Origin of the sequence: Nocardia sp. NPDC046473 (assembly GCF_040645995.1) — a bacterium.
Taxonomy (GTDB): domain Bacteria; phylum Actinomycetota; class Actinomycetes; order Mycobacteriales; family Mycobacteriaceae; genus Nocardia.
The window spans coordinates 181,355-196,203 of sequence record NZ_JBEYZJ010000002.1; the positions used below are offsets into that span (position 1 = coordinate 181,355).

Here is a 14,849-nt window from a genome sequence, read left to right on the forward strand (position 1 = left end):
AAGCCCCGGTACGCTCCCGCGTGCCGGGGCTTTCGCATGTTCGTGATCGAGTTCACGGGACATATATAGTTAGCTTATGCAATAATATCTAGGTGCAGCAGGCTCAGGTGAATACAGCGGATGACATTGTCGTCGATCTACTCGTTACTGCGGGCAGGCTCACTCGGCTGGCCGGGGTGATCAGCGGCGACGAACTGCCGCGGGCGGTGTTGCGGGCACTTGCGGTGCTCGATGAACACGGTGCCGTGCGGGTCAGTGAGTTCGCCAGGATCGACCGTTGTTCGCAGCCGGCAGCAACGACGCTGATCGGCAGGCTGGTCGCGGATGGCTTCGCGACCCGGCGCAAGGACTCGGCGGACTCCAGGGCCGTCGTCGTCGAACTCACCCCGGCCGGGCGCAACCGGCTCACCCAGGCGCGACAGGCGTTCGCCGCCGCGCTCACCACGCGGCTCGACGGCTTCGGCACCGAACGCCTCGCCCGCATGGACACCGATTTGAACGAACTGCTGGAGGCCCTGAAAACGGCTACGCCACAGCATCATCCGATATAGAGGGATTAATCGATGAGCACATTGGCTCCTGACCGCGCCGTCGGCGCAGATGCCGCCGCGACCAACCGCCAACCGAAAGCCGTTTGGGCAGTTGCGTTTGCGAGCGTGATCGCCTTCATGGGCATCGGGTTGGTCGACCCGATTCTGAAACCGATCGGCGAACAGCTGCATGCCTCGCCGTCGCAGGTTTCGCTGCTGTTCACCAGTTACATGCTGGTGACCGGTGTGGCCATGTTGATCACGGGCGTGGTGTCCAGCCGGTTCGGCGCGAAGAAGACGCTGGTGGCCGGTCTGGCGATCATCATCGTGTTCGCGGCGCTGGCGGGATTGTCCGACACCGTCACCCAGATCGTCGGATTCCGCGCGGGCTGGGGCCTCGGCAACGCCCTGTTCATCGCCACCGCGCTCGCCACCATTGTCGGCGCGGCCAGCGGCGGCGTCGCCCGCGCGATCATCCTCTATGAGGCCGCGCTCGGTATCGGCATCGCGACCGGTCCGCTGCTGGGCGGCGTGCTCGGCGGAATCAGCTGGCGTGGACCGTTTTTCGGCGTATCGGTGTTGATGGCCGTCGCCTTGGTCAGCATCGTCGTGCTGCTGCCCGAGGGGCCGAAGCCGACACATCACACCTCGATCGCCGCCCCGTTCCTCGCCTTGCGGCACCGCGGCCTGCTGACCGTCAGCCTCACCGCGCTGCTCTACAACTTCGGCTTCTTCACCCTGCTCGCCTACACACCGTTCCCGCTGGACATGGGCACCTACGCGATCGGCTTCATCTTCTGCGGCTGGGGCATCCTGCTCGCGCTCTCGTCGGTGTTCCTGGCGCCGCGGTTGCAGCGGCGGTTCGGTTCGCTGCCGATGATGGGCCTGTCGATCGCGCTGTTCGCCGCCGACCTCGCGGTGATGGCGGCGTTCGCCGAGCACAAGCCGGTGCTGATCATCGGCACCGTGCTGGCCGGGCTGTTCCTCGGGGTGAACAACACGCTGATCACCGAGGCCGTGATGATCTCCGCGCCGGTCGAGCGGTCGACCGCCTCGGCGGCCTACAGCTTCGTCCGGTTCGCCGGTGGCGCGGCGGCGCCGTACCTGGCGGGCAAGCTCGGCGAGCACAGCATCGCGCTGCCGTTCTGGGTCGGCGCCGCCTGCACCGCGGCCGCGGTGCTGGTGCTGCTGGCCGGTCGCGCGGCACTCGCGCATATCGACGAGCACGACCCGGCGCCGCACAGCGTCGCCGAGGCCGAAGCGATCACCGTCGGCGACTGAGCCGATCAACAGCTGCCTGAATCCGCGCAGGGTTCAGGCAGCTGTGCTGTCTGCGATACATGCTCGCGAGGCTGCTCGGGAGTACCGTCGGATGTCATGGGCAATGCGCAGCGAGGCCGGGTAAAGATCGAAACCAGCCAGAAGCGAGTTCGGGTATTTCTCGGTGGCCGGGTAGTGGCCGATACGGCTCGGCCGGTGCTGGTGTGGGAGGGTCCGCACTATCCGGCCTACTACATTCCGGCCGCGGATCTGCAGGCGAAACTCGAGCCGACCGGTCGATCCCACCACTCCCCCAGCCGTGGTGACGCGACGGAATACGACGTGCTCGTCGACGGCACCACCGCCGCCGCTGCCGCGCTGCGCTATCACGATTCGCCGTTGACCGAGCTGAACGATCTGGTGCGGCTCGAGTGGAGCAAAATGGACGAGTGGTTCGAGGAAGACGAGCCGGTCTACGTCCACCCGCGCGATCCCTATTCCCGAGTCGACATCCTCGGCAGCTCCCGGCACGTGCGCGTCGAGATCGACGGCGTCACCGTCGCGGACTCGCACTCCCCGCGCATCCTCTTCGAAACCGGCCTGCCCGCAAGGTATTACCTCCCGATGACCGACGTCCAGATGGACCTACTGCACCCGTCGGAGAGCCACACCAGCTGCCCCTACAAGGGCACCGCCGACTACTGGACCGTCCGCCTCGGGGACAAGGAATACAAGGACTACGTGTGGGGCTACCGCACGCCGCTGCCAGAGAGCCAGAAGGTCGCGGGGCTGGTCTGCTTCTACAACGAGAAGGTCGACACCTACGTCGACGGTGAGTTGCAGGAACGTCCGAAGACGCCGTTCAGTTGAGTCGTTCGGCGGTAACGAGTCGAGCCGTCCGCCTGCTTATCGGTACGAGACAAACAGGCCCACAGTCATTATCGGCTGAGGGCTGCTTTAGAGCTGGTCATAGATCGCGGTACACGTCCCGCCGCCAACCGACCTTCACGACCAGGATCACCAACACTTCGTCCTGTATTTGGTAGACGACCCGGAAGCGACCGACCCGCAGACGGTACGCGTCCACGTTCACCAACTTTCGGACGAACAGCCCTTCTGCATACGGATCGTCGCCAAGAACAGTGAGAGCGGTGAGGATGCGCATCACGTCTCGCTGTTCCAGATCTCGCAGTTCACGCCGGGCGGACTCGAGGAACCGAAACGTGTACTTCACTTACGCGCCTCGAAAATGTCGGCAAGTACTTCGGCCATGCTGACGGACTTCTCACCGGCAGCGAGGCGGGCAACGGCCGCACGGGCCAACATTTCGTCTTCGGCGTCGTCGACCGCTTCCACCACGGACAGGGGGACCAGCGCCGCGACAGGGGTGCCGTCGCGGAGAATGATCACCTGCTCGCCAGCCTCAGCGGCATCGATGTATTTCGCCAGGTTGGTGCGTAGTTCGCGGGTGCTGATCCCACTCATGCCTAAAGTGAACACGCAACTGTGTACACACTCTCTTGTAGCTGCCCTTACCCACCTACAGCCGTCAGACCGCGACGAGCGGGGGCTTATCCTCGGCACGCCGGTATTGCCCTGGGGCGACGGCGTATTCGCGCTTGAACGCCTTGGCGAAGGCGAATTCGGAGGTGTAGCCGACCTTTCGGGCTACCGTGCCGAGCGGGGCGTCGGTGTCGCGGAGCAGGCGGGCGGCGGTGAGCATGCGCCAGCGGGTGACGTAGGTCAGCGGCGGTTCGCCGACGGTGGCGGTGAAGCGGCGCGCGAGGGTGGCCCGGGAGACGCCCGCGAGGCTGCTGAGGTCCGGGACGGTCCACAAGCGCGCCGGGTCCTCGTGCACGGCACGTAACGCCGCGGCGACCGCCGGATCGGCGAAAGCGCCTGCCCAACCGGTGGATTGCGCAGTGGACTGTTCGTCGAGCCATGCGCGAAGGGCGAAGAGCACCAATGTTTCGAGCAAGGCGGGAACGGCGGCATCGCTACCCGGCCGCGGTTCGGCGATCTCGGCCGCGAGCAGGTCGACGGCACCGCGCAGCGCCGGATGACGACCGGGACGAGCCGGCAGGTGGATGAATTCGGGCAACTCGTCGAGCAGCGGGTGGCTGCGTTGTCTGCCGAGTTCGTATGCGCCGCAAAGTAATGCGGTGCGCACCCCGGCCCCGATCAGTTCCCTCGGTTCGCCCGGCTGAGCCCGCTCGGTCACCGGACTGTCGAGGCTGTCGACCAGGACATGGTCGGCGCCGCGCGGCATGAAGACGACGTCGCCGACACCGAGCGCCATCGGCGTACCACCCGGCGGCACCAACCAGCAGGAACCCTGCAGCACGACGTGGAAACCGGCGCCGGGCACGACTGGATAATCGCGCCCCCAGGGGGCATGCCGGATGAACATCCCGGAGGTCGGACTGCCAGTGCGGATGGCGGCGACGGTCTCGCTGAGAATGTCCACCCACTCACCATAGCGCTCCACAGTGAGTGTTTGAGATATAGCAGCGAGCAATCCGGCCATTGGTTTACTCATTCAACGACCATAGATTTGAGCCATGACAACCGCATCCAGCAAGACCATCGCCGTCTACGGCGCAACCGGCATCACCGGCGGTTACCTCCTCACCGAATTGCGCCGCCGCGGCCTCACCCCAATCCTGGTGGGCCGCAACGCAGCACGCATCCACGCCGCCGCAGCGGCCGCGGATCTGCCGAATGCGGAGGTCCGGGTGGCCGAACTCCCCGATCACGACGCACTGGTGAGCGCATTCACCGGCGCAGACGTGGTGATCAGCAGCCTGCCCGCATACGTGGCACACGGTCCTGCCGTCTTGGCCGCGGCAATCGAGGCCGGAGCGAACTACACCGACATGTCCGGTGAACAGCTGTTCCTGAAGCAGGTGTTCGACGAGTTCGGCCCGCGCGCCGAGGCGGCCGGGGTGAGCCTGATCGCCGGTGTCACCGACAGCAATCTGCCCGGCGACCTGCTCGGTTACCTGACCACCCGCCGGGTCGCCGGTCCGGCCGAGGTGGTGGTCAGCCATCTGAGCAAGAGCGGCGGGAACGGTTCCAAGGGCAGCGCGAAGACGGTGCTGGCCAGTGTGGACTGGTTCCGCAGCGGCGGCTGGAACTACGCCGACGGCGAATTCCACACCGGCGCAGCGGCTAGGCACTCTTCGATGACCTTCCCCGGCGACACCGCACCGACCAGGGTCGCGAAATTCCCACAGCCGCCGGTACTTACGATCCCGCGCCACTCGGATGTCTCCTATGTCGAAGGCGTGCTTGCCACTTCGATCCTCGACACCCTGAGCGGCTTCACCGCCGACGTCATCGACGCACTGCCCGATGCACCGAGCGCGGATCTGCGCTACGACCTGGTCGTCGATGCCTTCGGTGTGGACGGCCGCACGATCCGCGGCGTTGTGAGCGGTGTGCACTCCTACCGCGATTCGGCACTGATGGCGGTGGCGGTCGCCGTCCGGCTGGCGGACGGCACCACGAAGCCGGGTGCGCTGACGGCAGCCGAGGCCTTCGACGCGACCGAATTCCTCGATGCGCTGGTGCCGTTCGGCATCACCTGGCGCATCGCGGAACTCTGAGCCTGCGGCCCGGAAAGGCGCCGGTCCACCGCCTTAGGGTGAGTGACCGGATTTGAACCCGCGACCTCCTGGATCACAACCAGGCGCTCTAACCAACTGAGCTACACCCACCATGGTGTGTTCAGACAAGGTAGCGCGACAGTTCAGCTCCGGTCATCTGGTTTTTCACCGGGACGTCCGGGACTACCGTCCCCGAATCAGGCATAGTCGAATGATGACCGACAACCGACCCGAACTCGCCGCAGCCCTCGACCTGGCACCGCATCCGGAGGGCGGCTGGTTCCGCGAAACCTGGCGCAGCGCCGTGGAATTCAAGCCAGAGGGCTACGACGGCGCACGGTCCAGCGCGACCGCGATCTACTTCCTGCTGCTGCCGGGCGAGCAGTCCGCGCCGCACACGGTCCGCTCCGATGAGCTGTGGCTCTGGCATCGCGGCGGCCCGCTGGTGCTGAACATCGGTGGCGAGGAAGTGGTGCTCGGCCCCGATGTCGAGCACGGCCAGGTGCTGCAGGCCGTGGTGCCGGGTGGGGTCAGTCAGGCCGCACGACCGGCGGGCGACGAGTACGTGCTGGTGAGCTGCTTCGTCTCGCCCGGCTTCGACTTCGCCGACTTCCAGATGGATTGAGCTTTACGCCCCCGCGTATTCGCGCCGCGTCCGGTCGACCAGTTCGGCGACGCCGAGCACCTCGGTGACGCCGGACGCGGCGTGCCCCGCGCTCCAGATGTCCGACCAGTTCTTCGGTGCGCCGGAGTCGGCGAAATGCGCTGCGGTGTCGAAGGTTCCGGCTCGCAGCGCGGCGACATCGATGCCGAGCGCTTGCATCGAGCCTGCCAGCATGTTGGTGGGTAGGCCGGTGAAGTCGGAGGTCAGCACTACGTCGTCGAGGCTGGACGCGGCCACCAGGTTCTTGTGCGCGGGTGCGGCCATGCTTTCGGCCGTGGCGAGGAATTTGGTGCCCATGTAGGCCAAGTCAGCGCCGAGGGTGATCGCCGCCCGCAAGGCGACGCCGTCGGACACGCCACCGGCCAAAACCACTGGCCCATCGAAGAATTCGCGAACAGCGCGAACGAACGCGAAGGGGTTCGCCCAGCCGGTCTGCCCACCCGCACCGGCGGTGAGCAGGATCAACCCGTCGGCCCCGCACTCCACCGCGCGCACCGCATGGTGCACCGACGCCACGTCCGCGAGGACCAGCGAACCCACCTCGTGCAGCGGCTCGACCACATCGCGCGGCGTCCCGACCGAAGTGATCACGATCTCCGTCGGCTGCTCCTGGAGTACCCGCAGATCCGGCAGCAGCCGCGCATTCCCCGGGTGCACAATGAGATTCGCCGCGACCGGGGCGGAACGTGGCCCGCTGCCGGACGCCAACGCGGTATCGATCTCCGACAACCACTGCGATAGTTGTTCGGGCGTACGGGCATTCACGGTCGGGAACGCGCCGACCACGCCGGCCCGGCAGGCCGCGATCACCAGTTCCGGCCCGGAGACCTGGAACATCGGGGCCGCGATCAACGGCACCGTCAGCCGTGCCGTGAGTTCGGCGAATCCAACCGTGTGCGTGGCCATTGCGCGCCCCAATCTCCGGAACAGGTTCGTTCCGGACAATAGAGCAGCCCGCGTGACATGGGAAAACGCCTTGGCCAACTGCCTATCCGGCTGCCACCGAAGTTGTCATATCGCCTACTCCGGCACCTCGACCACGCCCTCGTCGACGGCCCACTTGATGGTCTTCTCCAACTGCGGGCAGGAGTCGGGGCGACCGAGCCCGTGCCCGTTCCTGCTGAGCTCCGCGAAGACCGGGCAGTGCGTCTGCGGCGGCTCGGTCCACTGCACCGAGGTCTGATGCGAACTGCTCTTACGCACCATCACTTGACTCTGGCAGGCCTGACACCGCAACGGTGTCAGGCCCTGCTCGAGATAGTGCTGCTTGTCGACCACCGTCTGGGCGCGCACTTCGGCCTGCCGCGCCGGCTGATCGGCGAAGTCGGGTGCTTTCGCCCAGGTGGCGGCCATCAGACCCCGGCCTCCGCCTGTTTCGCGGCGGCCTCGTCGGCCGCGCGCTTGCGGCGCAGGTTCTCCGCGACCTCGGCCTCCCACACCTCGTTCGCCTTGGTGGTGTCCACCTCGAACTCGAAGCGCTGGGTCATCTTGTCGGTGACATCGGCGAGGTCGACGTAGAACTGGTCGTACCAGCGGCGCAGCTGGTAGACCGGGCCGTCCTCCTCGCACAGCAGCGGATTCTCGACCTTGGACTTGTGCTTCCAGATCTCGACGTCCTGCAGGAAGCCGACGCTGATGCCCTCGGTCATCTTCGCGGCCAGCTTGTCCGCCATCTCGCCCTCGACGCCCTGCGGCTTCTCCAGCGTGATGCCCCATTGCAGCACGAAGGAGTCCTGGGTGACCGGGTAGTGGCAGTTGATCAGGACGCTCTTGACCTCGTAGCCGGTGTAGAGGTTGACCAGCGGATTGATCATGTAGGACGGCCCGAAGTACGAGGCCTCCGAGGTCAGCGTGGTGTCGCCGCCGTACTTGGACGCCATCCCGATGTCCGGCCTGCCCTTGGTGTTCAAGTACTGAGTGGCGATGTGCCCCTCGAAGACGTTCTTGAAGTAGGTCGGGAAGGCGAAGTGGATGTAGAAGAAGTGCGCCATGTCGACCACGTTGTCGATGATCTCGCGGCAGTTCGCGCCCTCGATCAGCATGGAGTTCCAGGTCCAGTCGGTCCAACCGCTGTCGAGCTGCTCGACCGGGTTGCCGTCCGTATCGGTGTAAGGACCCTTGATATGCGGGATGGTCACCTCGGGCGGCGGCTGGCTGCCCTCGACGTCGTGCCAGACGAACAGCTGGCCGTTGCGCTCCAGCGTGGTCCACTTCCGGGTGCGCGCCAGCGGTGGCACGCGTTTCCCATACGGAATCGCGGTGCATTTGCCGTTGGTGCCGGACCAGCGCCAGTCGTGGAACGGGCAGGCGATGTCGTCACCCTTGACCTCGCCCATGCTCAGATCGCCACCCATATGCCTGCAGTAGGCATCGAGCACCCGCAGCTCATCGCCGCTGTCGGCCCAGATCACCAGTTTGGTGCCGAACACATTCACCGCGTGCGGCTTGCCGTCGCGGAACGACTTGGCCAGACCGAGGCAATGCCATCCCCTCGCATAGCGGGTGGGCACGGTACCGACATCGAGCTCCCGGACCTTCGCACCGCTCCCCTGTGGGGTAACTGCCATCGCGAATCCTCCTCCTTCTGTACTAGAACACGTTACAAAAATGTGGCGTTCCACGCCAGCGATTCCCGCCACTTCCTGCACATGTCCATCGACGACGCGCAATCGACACCCGTTCTCGACAGAAATAGGAACCTGTTCTAGTCTCAGAAGCAAATGAGTACCGGTTATCCAATTGACCAGGCAGGAGCAGGTCCCGAGATGACGCAAGAAGTGACCGAACGGGTCGACGCGCTGTTGCCGACCCTGCGCGAGCGCGCGCAGGAGGCCGAGGACCTGCGGCGCATCCCCGACGAATCCATGAAGGCCTTGCAGGAGACCGGGTTCTTCCGACTGCTGCAGCCCAAGCAGTGGGGTGGTCACGCGGCCGACCCGGTGGTGTTCTACGACACGGTGCGCAAGCTGGCCAGCGCGTGCGGGTCCACCGGCTGGGTGGCAGGCATTGTCGGCGTGCACAATTGGCACCTGGCGCTGTTCGATCAGCAGGCGCAGCAGGACGTTTGGGGCGAGGACACCGAGGTGCGGATCTCCTCGTCGTACGCGCCGATGGGCGCGGGCGTGGTGACCGAGGGCGGATACCTCGTCAACGGCTCGTGGGCCTGGTCATCGGGTTCCGACCACGCCACCTGGGCGGTGCTCGGCGGTCCGGTGATCAAGGACGGCAAGCCGGTCGACTTCGGCAGCTTCCTGATCCCGCGCGACGACTACCAGATCGATGACGTCTGGAACGTCGTCGGGCTGCGCGGAACCGGCTCCAATACCGTTGTGGTGAAAGACGTTTTCGTCCCGCGACACCGATTCCTCAGCTTCCGCAAGATGAGCGAGCTGAAGGCGCCCGGCCTGGAGCAGAACACCGATCCGGTGTACCGGATGCCTTGGGGCACCATCCATCCCACGACCATCGCCACCCCCATCGTCGGCATGGCCTACGGCGCGTACGACGCGCACGTCGAGCATCAGGGCAAGCGGATTCGCGCGGCCTACGCGGGCGAGAAGGCGAAGGACGATCCGTTCGCCAAGGTGCGCGTCGCGGAGGCGTCCAGCGATATCGACGCGGCCTGGCGGCAGTTGTCCGGCAATGTGGCCGACGAGTACGCATTGTTGTTGGCGGGCAAGGAGATTCCGTTCGACCTGCGGGTGCGGGCACGACGCGACCAGGTGCGTGCCACCGGACGCGCTATTGCCGCCATCGACAAGCTGTTCGAGAGCTCCGGTGCGACCGCGCTGGCCAACGGCACTCCGCTGCAACGCTTCTGGCGTGACGCGCACGCCGGCCGGGTGCATGCGGCGAACGACCCGGAGCGGGCATATCAGATGTACGGTCAGCACGAGTTCGGGCTGCCCGTCACCGACGCGATGGTGTAGGAGTTACTGTGACCTCTACCGTGGAACTCACCGCCGAATCGACCTCCCGCTTCGCGCAGGTGCGGCCGGACCTGCGGCTGCACTACCACGAGGCGGGCGTCGGCAATGGGCCGACGATCGTGCTGCTGCACGGCGGCGGACCGGGCGCGTCCTCCTGGTCGAACTTCTCCCGCAACATCCCGGTGCTCGCGCAGAACTTCCATGTGCTCGCCGTGGATCAGCCCGGATACGGGCAGTCGGACAAGCCGACCGAGCACCCGCAGTACTTCGTGCACAGCGCCTCGGCGCTGAAGGATCTGCTCGCGCACCTGGAGATCACCTCGCGGGTGCATCTGCTCGGCAATTCGCTCGGCGGCGGTGCGGCCGTGCGGTTCGCGCTGGACTACCCGGATCAGGCCGGCAAGCTGGTGCTGATGGGTCCGGGCGGGTTGAGCACCAATCTGTTCGCGCCCGACCCGACCGAGGGCGTCAAGCTGCTCGGCAAGTTCAGTTACCAGCCGACCAGGGAGAACCTGGAGGCGTTCCTGCGGATCATGGTCTTCGATCAGTCGCTGATCACCGACGAGCTGATCGACGAGCGGTTCGCCGCGGCGAGCACGCCGGAATCGCTGGCCGCGGCCCGTGCCATGGGGAAGTCTTTCGCCGGAGCGGATTTCGAGAAGGGCATGCTCTGGCGCGACGCCTACCAGCTGCGGCAGCCGGTACTGCTCATCTGGGGCCGGGAAGACCGGGTGAATCCGCTCGACGGCGCGCTGGTCGCGACCAAGGTGATTCCGCGGGTGCAGTTGCACGTTTTCGGCGGCTGTGGACACTGGGCACAGTTGGAGAAGTTCCACGAATTCAACCGGCTGACAAGTGATTTCCTTGCCGGTTCCAAGGAGAAGTGATGGGGATTCGATCGCTGGCCTACCTGCGCATCGAGGCGACCGACATGGCCGCCTGGCGCGAGTACGGGCTCAAGGTGCTCGGCATGATCGAAGGCAAGGGCGCGAATCCGGACGCGCTGTACCTGCGGATGGATGAATTCCCGGCGCGGCTGGTGATCGTGCCCGGCGAGAAGGACGAACTGCAGATCTCGGGGTGGGAGACCGCCAATGCCGAAGAGCTGCAGGATATTCGGACCCGACTCGAAACCGCCGGTGTGCCCTATAAAGAGGGCACCGCCGCGGAGCTCGCCGATCGGCGGGTGCACGAGCTGATCCGTTTCAACGATCCGTCCGGAAACACCCTGGAGGCGTTTCACGGTGCGGCACTGGAACATCGGCGGGTGGTGAGCCCGTACGGGCACCGGTTCGTCACCGAGGAGCAGGGGCTCGGGCACGTGGTGCTCAGCACCAAGGACGATCAGGCGGCGCTGGAGTTCTACCGCGACGTGCTCGGTTTCCGGCTGCGCGACTCGATGCGGTTGCCGCCGCAGATGGTCGGGCGCCCGGCCGACGGTGAACCCGCCTGGCTGCGCTTCTTCGGCTGCAACCCGCGGCACCACTCGCTGGCGTTCCTGCCCATGCCGACGTCGAGCGGCATCGTGCACCTGATGCTCGAGGTGGAAGACGCCGACGACGTCGGGCTGTGCCTGGATCGCGCGCTGCGCAAGAAGGTTCGCATGTCGGCGACCCTCGGCAGGCACGTCAACGACAAGATGCTGTCCTTCTACATGAAGACGCCGGGCGGCTTCGACGTCGAATTCGGCTGCGAGGGGCTCGAAGTCGACGACAATGATTGGATTGCGCGCGAATCTACTGCAGTGAGCCTGTGGGGCCACGACTTCACGGTGGGGCAGCGCCAGCAGTGACCGAGAGGGCGAGCGAAACGATGACCCAACCCGACATCGATGCACGGGCCTTCCGCAACGTGCTCGGCCAGTTCTGCACCGGCATCACCGTCATCACCACCTTCGACGATGCCGAGGCGCCGATCGGTTTCGCCTGCCAGTCCTTCGCCGCCCTCTCCCTCGACCCGCCCCTGATCCTGTTCTGCCCCACCAAGACGTCGCGCTCCTGGACGGCCATCGAACAATCCGGCCGCTTCTGCGTCAATGTCCTGGCCGAGGAGCAGCGAGAAGTCTGCGCCCGCTTCGGTTCCCGCGAGCCCGACAAGTTCGCCGGCGTCCCCTGGCACACCTCCCCGCTGACCCTCCCGGTGCTCGACGACGCCCTGGCCACCATCGAATGCACCGTCGACAGCGTCGTAGACGGCGGCGACCACTACATAGTCATCGGCCGAGTCCAAGCCCTCACCGAATCGACCACCTCCGGCCGCCCCCTCCTCTTCTACCGCGGCCAATACACCGCCATAGAACCCGACAAGACCACCCCCGCGCCCTGGCGCGCCGACCTCGACCACTTCCTCACCACAACCACCCTCGACACCTGGTTGTAAACATCGGGCGATTAATCCGGTGCCCACATATAGTGGGCCGATGTCCCTGCTCGGCCGGATCACCACCGACCCCGCCGTCTGCCACGGCAAGCCCGTCGTGCGCGGCCTGCGCTATCCCGTGGAGTTGCTCCTGAGCCTGCTGGCATCAGGGATGATCGCCGATGAAATCGTCGCAGACTATCCCGAATTGGAGACGGCAGACATCCTCGCCGCGCTGGAATACGCTGCGGCAGTGGTGCGTCGCGGCACGACCATCGATGAATCCCGACCTGTCGTACGACGACGACTCACCACTGAAGAACTGATCCAGCGATACCGAAGTCTGCCACGCGTCGACGCAGTGGCGATGCGGCGAGAAGCCGACGAATTCTTCGGGTTCTAGCGCCTACCTCGAGCGAGAGCGGATCGCGATGTCAGGGCTAGCGGAATCAGCACGGGGACAGCTGCTGTCGCGGTGGGTACCGCGACAGCAGCTGGTCGGTCAGGTGGCGGGGACGGTTTGCTGCTCGCGCTGGAGTTCCAGGGCGATGTCGATGAGTTGGTCTTCCTGGCCGCCTACCAGTTTGCGTTTGCCTGCGCGGACGAGCATTTCGGCGGCGGAGACGCCGTAGCGTTCGGCTTGGCGTTCGGCGTGCTTGAGGAAGCTGGAGTAGACGCCTGCGTAGCCCATCATCAGGGATGAGCGGTCCAGGAGGCATTCCTGGGGCATGGCGGGGCGGACTACGTCTTCGGCGGCGTCGGCGATGGCGTAGAAGTCGATGCCGGTTTTGATGTCGAGCTTGTCGCAGACGCCGACCAGGGCCTCGACGGGGGTGTTGCCTGCGCCGGCGCCGAAACGGCGGGCGCTGCCGTCGATTTGGGTGGCGCCCGCGCGGACGGCGTAGATGGAGTTGGCGACGGCGAGGTCGAGGTTCTCGTGGCCGTGGAAGCCGACCTGGGCATCGCTGCCGAGCTCGGCGACCAGGGCGGCGACGCGGTCGGTGACCTGGTCGAGCACGAGGGCGCCCGCCGAGTCGACGACGTAGACGCACTGGCAGCCCGCGTCGGCCATGATGCGGGCCTGCTTGGCCAGCACCTCGGGCGGCTGGCTGTGCGACATCATCAGGAAGCCAACGGTTTCCAGGCCGAGGTCGCGGGCCAGGCCGAAGTGCTGGATGGAGACGTCGGCCTCGGTGCAGTGGGTGGCGATGCGGCAGATCGAGGCGCCGTTGTCCTGGGAGATCTTGATGTCCTCCTTGACGCCGACGCCGGGCAGCATCAGGACCGCGATTTTGGCCTGGGTCGCCGTCTCCGCGGCGATCTTGATCAGTTCCTGCTCAGGGGTTTTGGAGAAGCCGTAGTTGAACGAGGACCCGCCGAGACCGTCGCCGTGGGTGACCTCGATGACCGGGACCTTGGCGCCATCGAGCGCGGCGACGATATCGCGGACCTCGGTGGCGGTGAACTGGTGACGCTTGTGGTGCGATCCGTCGCGCAACGAGGTATCGGTGACGCGGATATCGAGTTCTGCTGAGTAAGCCATGTTTTCGCTCCTTACACCCGGGCCGCTGAGTCTGATTGGTCGCCTCGCTGCGCTCGGCTCCGGATCTGACCGGCGATGACCTCGCCGACCTGCGTCGCGGCGGCGGTCATGATGTCGAGGTTGCCCGCGTACGGCGGCAGGAAGTCGCCCGCGCCTTCGACCTCGACGAATACCGAAACCTTCGCCATGCCACCGGAAATCACCGACGGCGGGTCGAATTGCGGGTCGTTGAGCAGGCGGTAGCCGGGCACGTACTTCTGGATGTCGGCGACCATCCGATGGATGGAGTCGGTGATCGCGTCGGTGTCGGCATCCTCGGGGATGGCACAGAAGATGGTGTCGCGCATGATCATCGGCGGCTCGGCCGGATTCAGGATGATGATCGCCTTGCCACGCTCCGCGCCGCCGATGGTTTCGACGCCGCGGCTGGTGGTCTTGGTGAACTCGTCGATGTTGGCCCGGGTACCCGGTCCTGCCGAGACCGAGGACACCGAGGCGACGATCTCCGCGTAAACCACCGGCACCACGCGGGATACGGCCGCGACGATCGGGATGGTGGCCTGGCCACCGCAGGTGATCATGTTGACGTTCGGCGCGTCCAGATTCGCGCCGAGGTTCACCGGGGGCACCACGGCGGGGCCGACGGCGGCGGGCGTGAGATCCACCGCCCGGATGCCGGCTTCGGCGTACTTCGGCGCGGCGGCACGATGCACATACGCTGAGGTCGCCTCGAAAATCAGATCGGGCAGCTCGGATTGACCGAGCAGCCAATCCACCCCCTCGGCCGAGGTCTCCAGCCCCAGCCCGCGGGCCCGCTTCAATCCCTCGCTGTCGGGATCGATCCCGATCATCCACCGCGGCTCGATCGCGTCCGAGCGCAGCAGTTTGTAGAGCAGATCGGTACTGATATTGCCGGACCCGACGATCGCGGCGGTGACGGTCCCGTTGTCGGACACC

18 protein-coding genes and 1 tRNA gene are annotated in these 14,849 nt (G+C 65.9%); 10 read left to right on the forward strand and 9 right to left on the reverse strand.

Annotation, left to right across the window (positions count from 1 at the left end; genetic code table 11):
- Nucleotides 1-107 precede the first annotated feature (107 nt).
- From ABZ942_RS06330 to ABZ942_RS06340, 3 genes are all read left to right on the forward strand, one after another.
- On the forward strand, nt 108-551 hold the full coding sequence (locus tag ABZ942_RS06330; RefSeq protein ID WP_357379684.1) for a MarR family transcriptional regulator: 444 nt from the start codon (nt 108-110) through the stop codon (nt 549-551).
- Nucleotides 552-563: 12 nt separating this feature from the next.
- Nucleotides 564-1,811, forward strand: a complete 1,248-nt coding sequence (locus ABZ942_RS06335; protein WP_357379685.1) for an MFS transporter — start codon at nt 564-566, stop codon at nt 1,809-1,811.
- Nucleotides 1,812-1,907: 96 nt separating this feature from the next.
- On the forward strand, nt 1,908-2,660 hold the full coding sequence (locus ABZ942_RS06340; protein ID WP_357379686.1) for a DUF427 domain-containing protein: 753 nt from the start codon (nt 1,908-1,910) through the stop codon (nt 2,658-2,660).
- A 97-nt stretch (nt 2,661-2,757) separates the two neighbouring features.
- Here ABZ942_RS06340 and ABZ942_RS06345 read toward each other — a convergent pair whose 3' ends face one another.
- The 3 genes from ABZ942_RS06345 to ABZ942_RS06355 form a co-directional block, all read right to left on the reverse strand.
- Nucleotides 2,758-3,024: a type II toxin-antitoxin system RelE/ParE family toxin gene (locus tag ABZ942_RS06345; protein WP_357379687.1), complete on the reverse strand. Its 267-nt coding sequence runs from the start codon at nt 3,022-3,024 to the stop codon at nt 2,758-2,760.
- Entirely contained in the window at nt 3,021-3,275 is a 255-nt protein-coding gene (locus ABZ942_RS06350; protein ID WP_357379688.1) for a type II toxin-antitoxin system prevent-host-death family antitoxin, read from the reverse strand. Before ABZ942_RS06350 ends, ABZ942_RS06345 begins: the two co-directional genes overlap by 4 nt.
- Nucleotides 3,276-3,339: 64 nt before the next feature.
- Entirely contained in the window at nt 3,340-4,329 is a 990-nt protein-coding gene (locus tag ABZ942_RS06355; protein WP_357379689.1) for an AraC family transcriptional regulator, read from the reverse strand.
- A gap of 22 nt (nt 4,330-4,351) precedes the next feature.
- Between ABZ942_RS06355 and ABZ942_RS06360 the strand changes: the two genes are divergently transcribed.
- Nucleotides 4,352-5,398, forward strand: a complete 1,047-nt coding sequence (locus tag ABZ942_RS06360; protein ID WP_357379690.1) for a saccharopine dehydrogenase NADP-binding domain-containing protein — start codon at nt 4,352-4,354, stop codon at nt 5,396-5,398.
- 37 nt (nt 5,399-5,435) lie between these two features.
- Here ABZ942_RS06360 and ABZ942_RS06365 read toward each other — a convergent pair.
- Nucleotides 5,436-5,509 (reverse strand) — tRNA-His (locus ABZ942_RS06365).
- A 103-nt stretch (nt 5,510-5,612) separates the two neighbouring features.
- Between ABZ942_RS06365 and ABZ942_RS06370 the strand changes: the two genes are divergently transcribed.
- Nucleotides 5,613-6,023, forward strand: a complete 411-nt coding sequence (locus ABZ942_RS06370; RefSeq protein ID WP_357379691.1) for a cupin domain-containing protein — start codon at nt 5,613-5,615, stop codon at nt 6,021-6,023.
- A 3-nt stretch (nt 6,024-6,026) separates the two neighbouring features.
- On the opposite strand, the gene ABZ942_RS06375 is transcribed toward ABZ942_RS06370, so the two are convergent.
- The 3 genes from ABZ942_RS06375 to ABZ942_RS06385 form a co-directional block, all read right to left on the reverse strand.
- Nucleotides 6,027-6,968 (reverse strand): nitronate monooxygenase, encoded by a 942-nt coding sequence (locus ABZ942_RS06375; RefSeq protein ID WP_357379692.1) that lies wholly within the window; start codon nt 6,966-6,968, stop codon nt 6,027-6,029.
- Nucleotides 6,969-7,082: 114 nt separating this feature from the next.
- Nucleotides 7,083-7,415 carry a hypothetical protein gene (locus ABZ942_RS06380; RefSeq protein WP_357379693.1) on the reverse strand — a complete coding sequence of 111 codons (333 nt, stop codon included), beginning with the start codon at nt 7,413-7,415 and terminating at the stop codon, nt 7,083-7,085.
- Nucleotides 7,415-8,629: a Rieske 2Fe-2S domain-containing protein gene (locus ABZ942_RS06385; protein WP_357379694.1), complete on the reverse strand. Its 1,215-nt coding sequence runs from the start codon at nt 8,627-8,629 to the stop codon at nt 7,415-7,417. Before ABZ942_RS06385 ends, ABZ942_RS06380 begins: the two co-directional genes overlap by 1 nt.
- A gap of 198 nt (nt 8,630-8,827) precedes the next feature.
- Between ABZ942_RS06385 and hsaA the strand changes: the two genes are divergently transcribed.
- Genes hsaA through ABZ942_RS06410 form a run of 5 tightly spaced genes read left to right on the forward strand, consistent with a single transcriptional unit; the run spans nt 8,828 to nt 12,752 of the window.
- Nucleotides 8,828-9,991, forward strand: a complete 1,164-nt coding sequence (gene hsaA / locus ABZ942_RS06390; protein ID WP_357379695.1) for a 3-hydroxy-9,10-secoandrosta-1,3,5(10)-triene-9,17-dione monooxygenase oxygenase subunit — start codon at nt 8,828-8,830, stop codon at nt 9,989-9,991.
- 8 nt (nt 9,992-9,999) lie between these two features.
- On the forward strand, nt 10,000-10,878 hold the full coding sequence (hsaD, locus tag ABZ942_RS06395; protein WP_357379696.1) for a 4,5:9,10-diseco-3-hydroxy-5,9,17-trioxoandrosta-1(10),2-diene-4-oate hydrolase: 879 nt from the start codon (nt 10,000-10,002) through the stop codon (nt 10,876-10,878).
- Entirely contained in the window at nt 10,878-11,783 is a 906-nt protein-coding gene (hsaC, locus tag ABZ942_RS06400; protein WP_357379697.1) for an iron-dependent extradiol dioxygenase HsaC, read from the forward strand. Before hsaD ends, hsaC begins: the two co-directional genes overlap by 1 nt.
- Nucleotides 11,784-11,803: 20 nt before the next feature.
- The gene (gene hsaB / locus ABZ942_RS06405; RefSeq protein ID WP_357379698.1) at nt 11,804-12,370 is read left to right on the forward strand and encodes a 3-hydroxy-9,10-secoandrosta-1,3,5(10)-triene-9,17-dione monooxygenase reductase subunit; all 567 of its coding nucleotides are present in this window, start codon (nt 11,804-11,806) and stop codon (nt 12,368-12,370) included.
- Nucleotides 12,371-12,410: 40 nt separating this feature from the next.
- On the forward strand, nt 12,411-12,752 hold the full coding sequence (locus ABZ942_RS06410; RefSeq protein ID WP_357379699.1) for a DUF433 domain-containing protein: 342 nt from the start codon (nt 12,411-12,413) through the stop codon (nt 12,750-12,752).
- Nucleotides 12,753-12,851: 99 nt separating this feature from the next.
- On the opposite strand, the gene dmpG is transcribed toward ABZ942_RS06410, so the two are convergent.
- On the reverse strand, nt 12,852-13,892 hold the full coding sequence (gene dmpG / locus ABZ942_RS06415) for a 4-hydroxy-2-oxovalerate aldolase (RefSeq protein WP_357379700.1): 1,041 nt from the start codon (nt 13,890-13,892) through the stop codon (nt 12,852-12,854).
- An 11-nt stretch (nt 13,893-13,903) separates the two neighbouring features.
- Nucleotides 13,904-14,848 carry an acetaldehyde dehydrogenase (acetylating) gene (locus tag ABZ942_RS06420; RefSeq protein WP_357379701.1) on the reverse strand — a complete coding sequence of 315 codons (945 nt, stop codon included), beginning with the start codon at nt 14,846-14,848 and terminating at the stop codon, nt 13,904-13,906.
- Between the last annotated feature and the right edge of the window lies 1 nt (nt 14,849).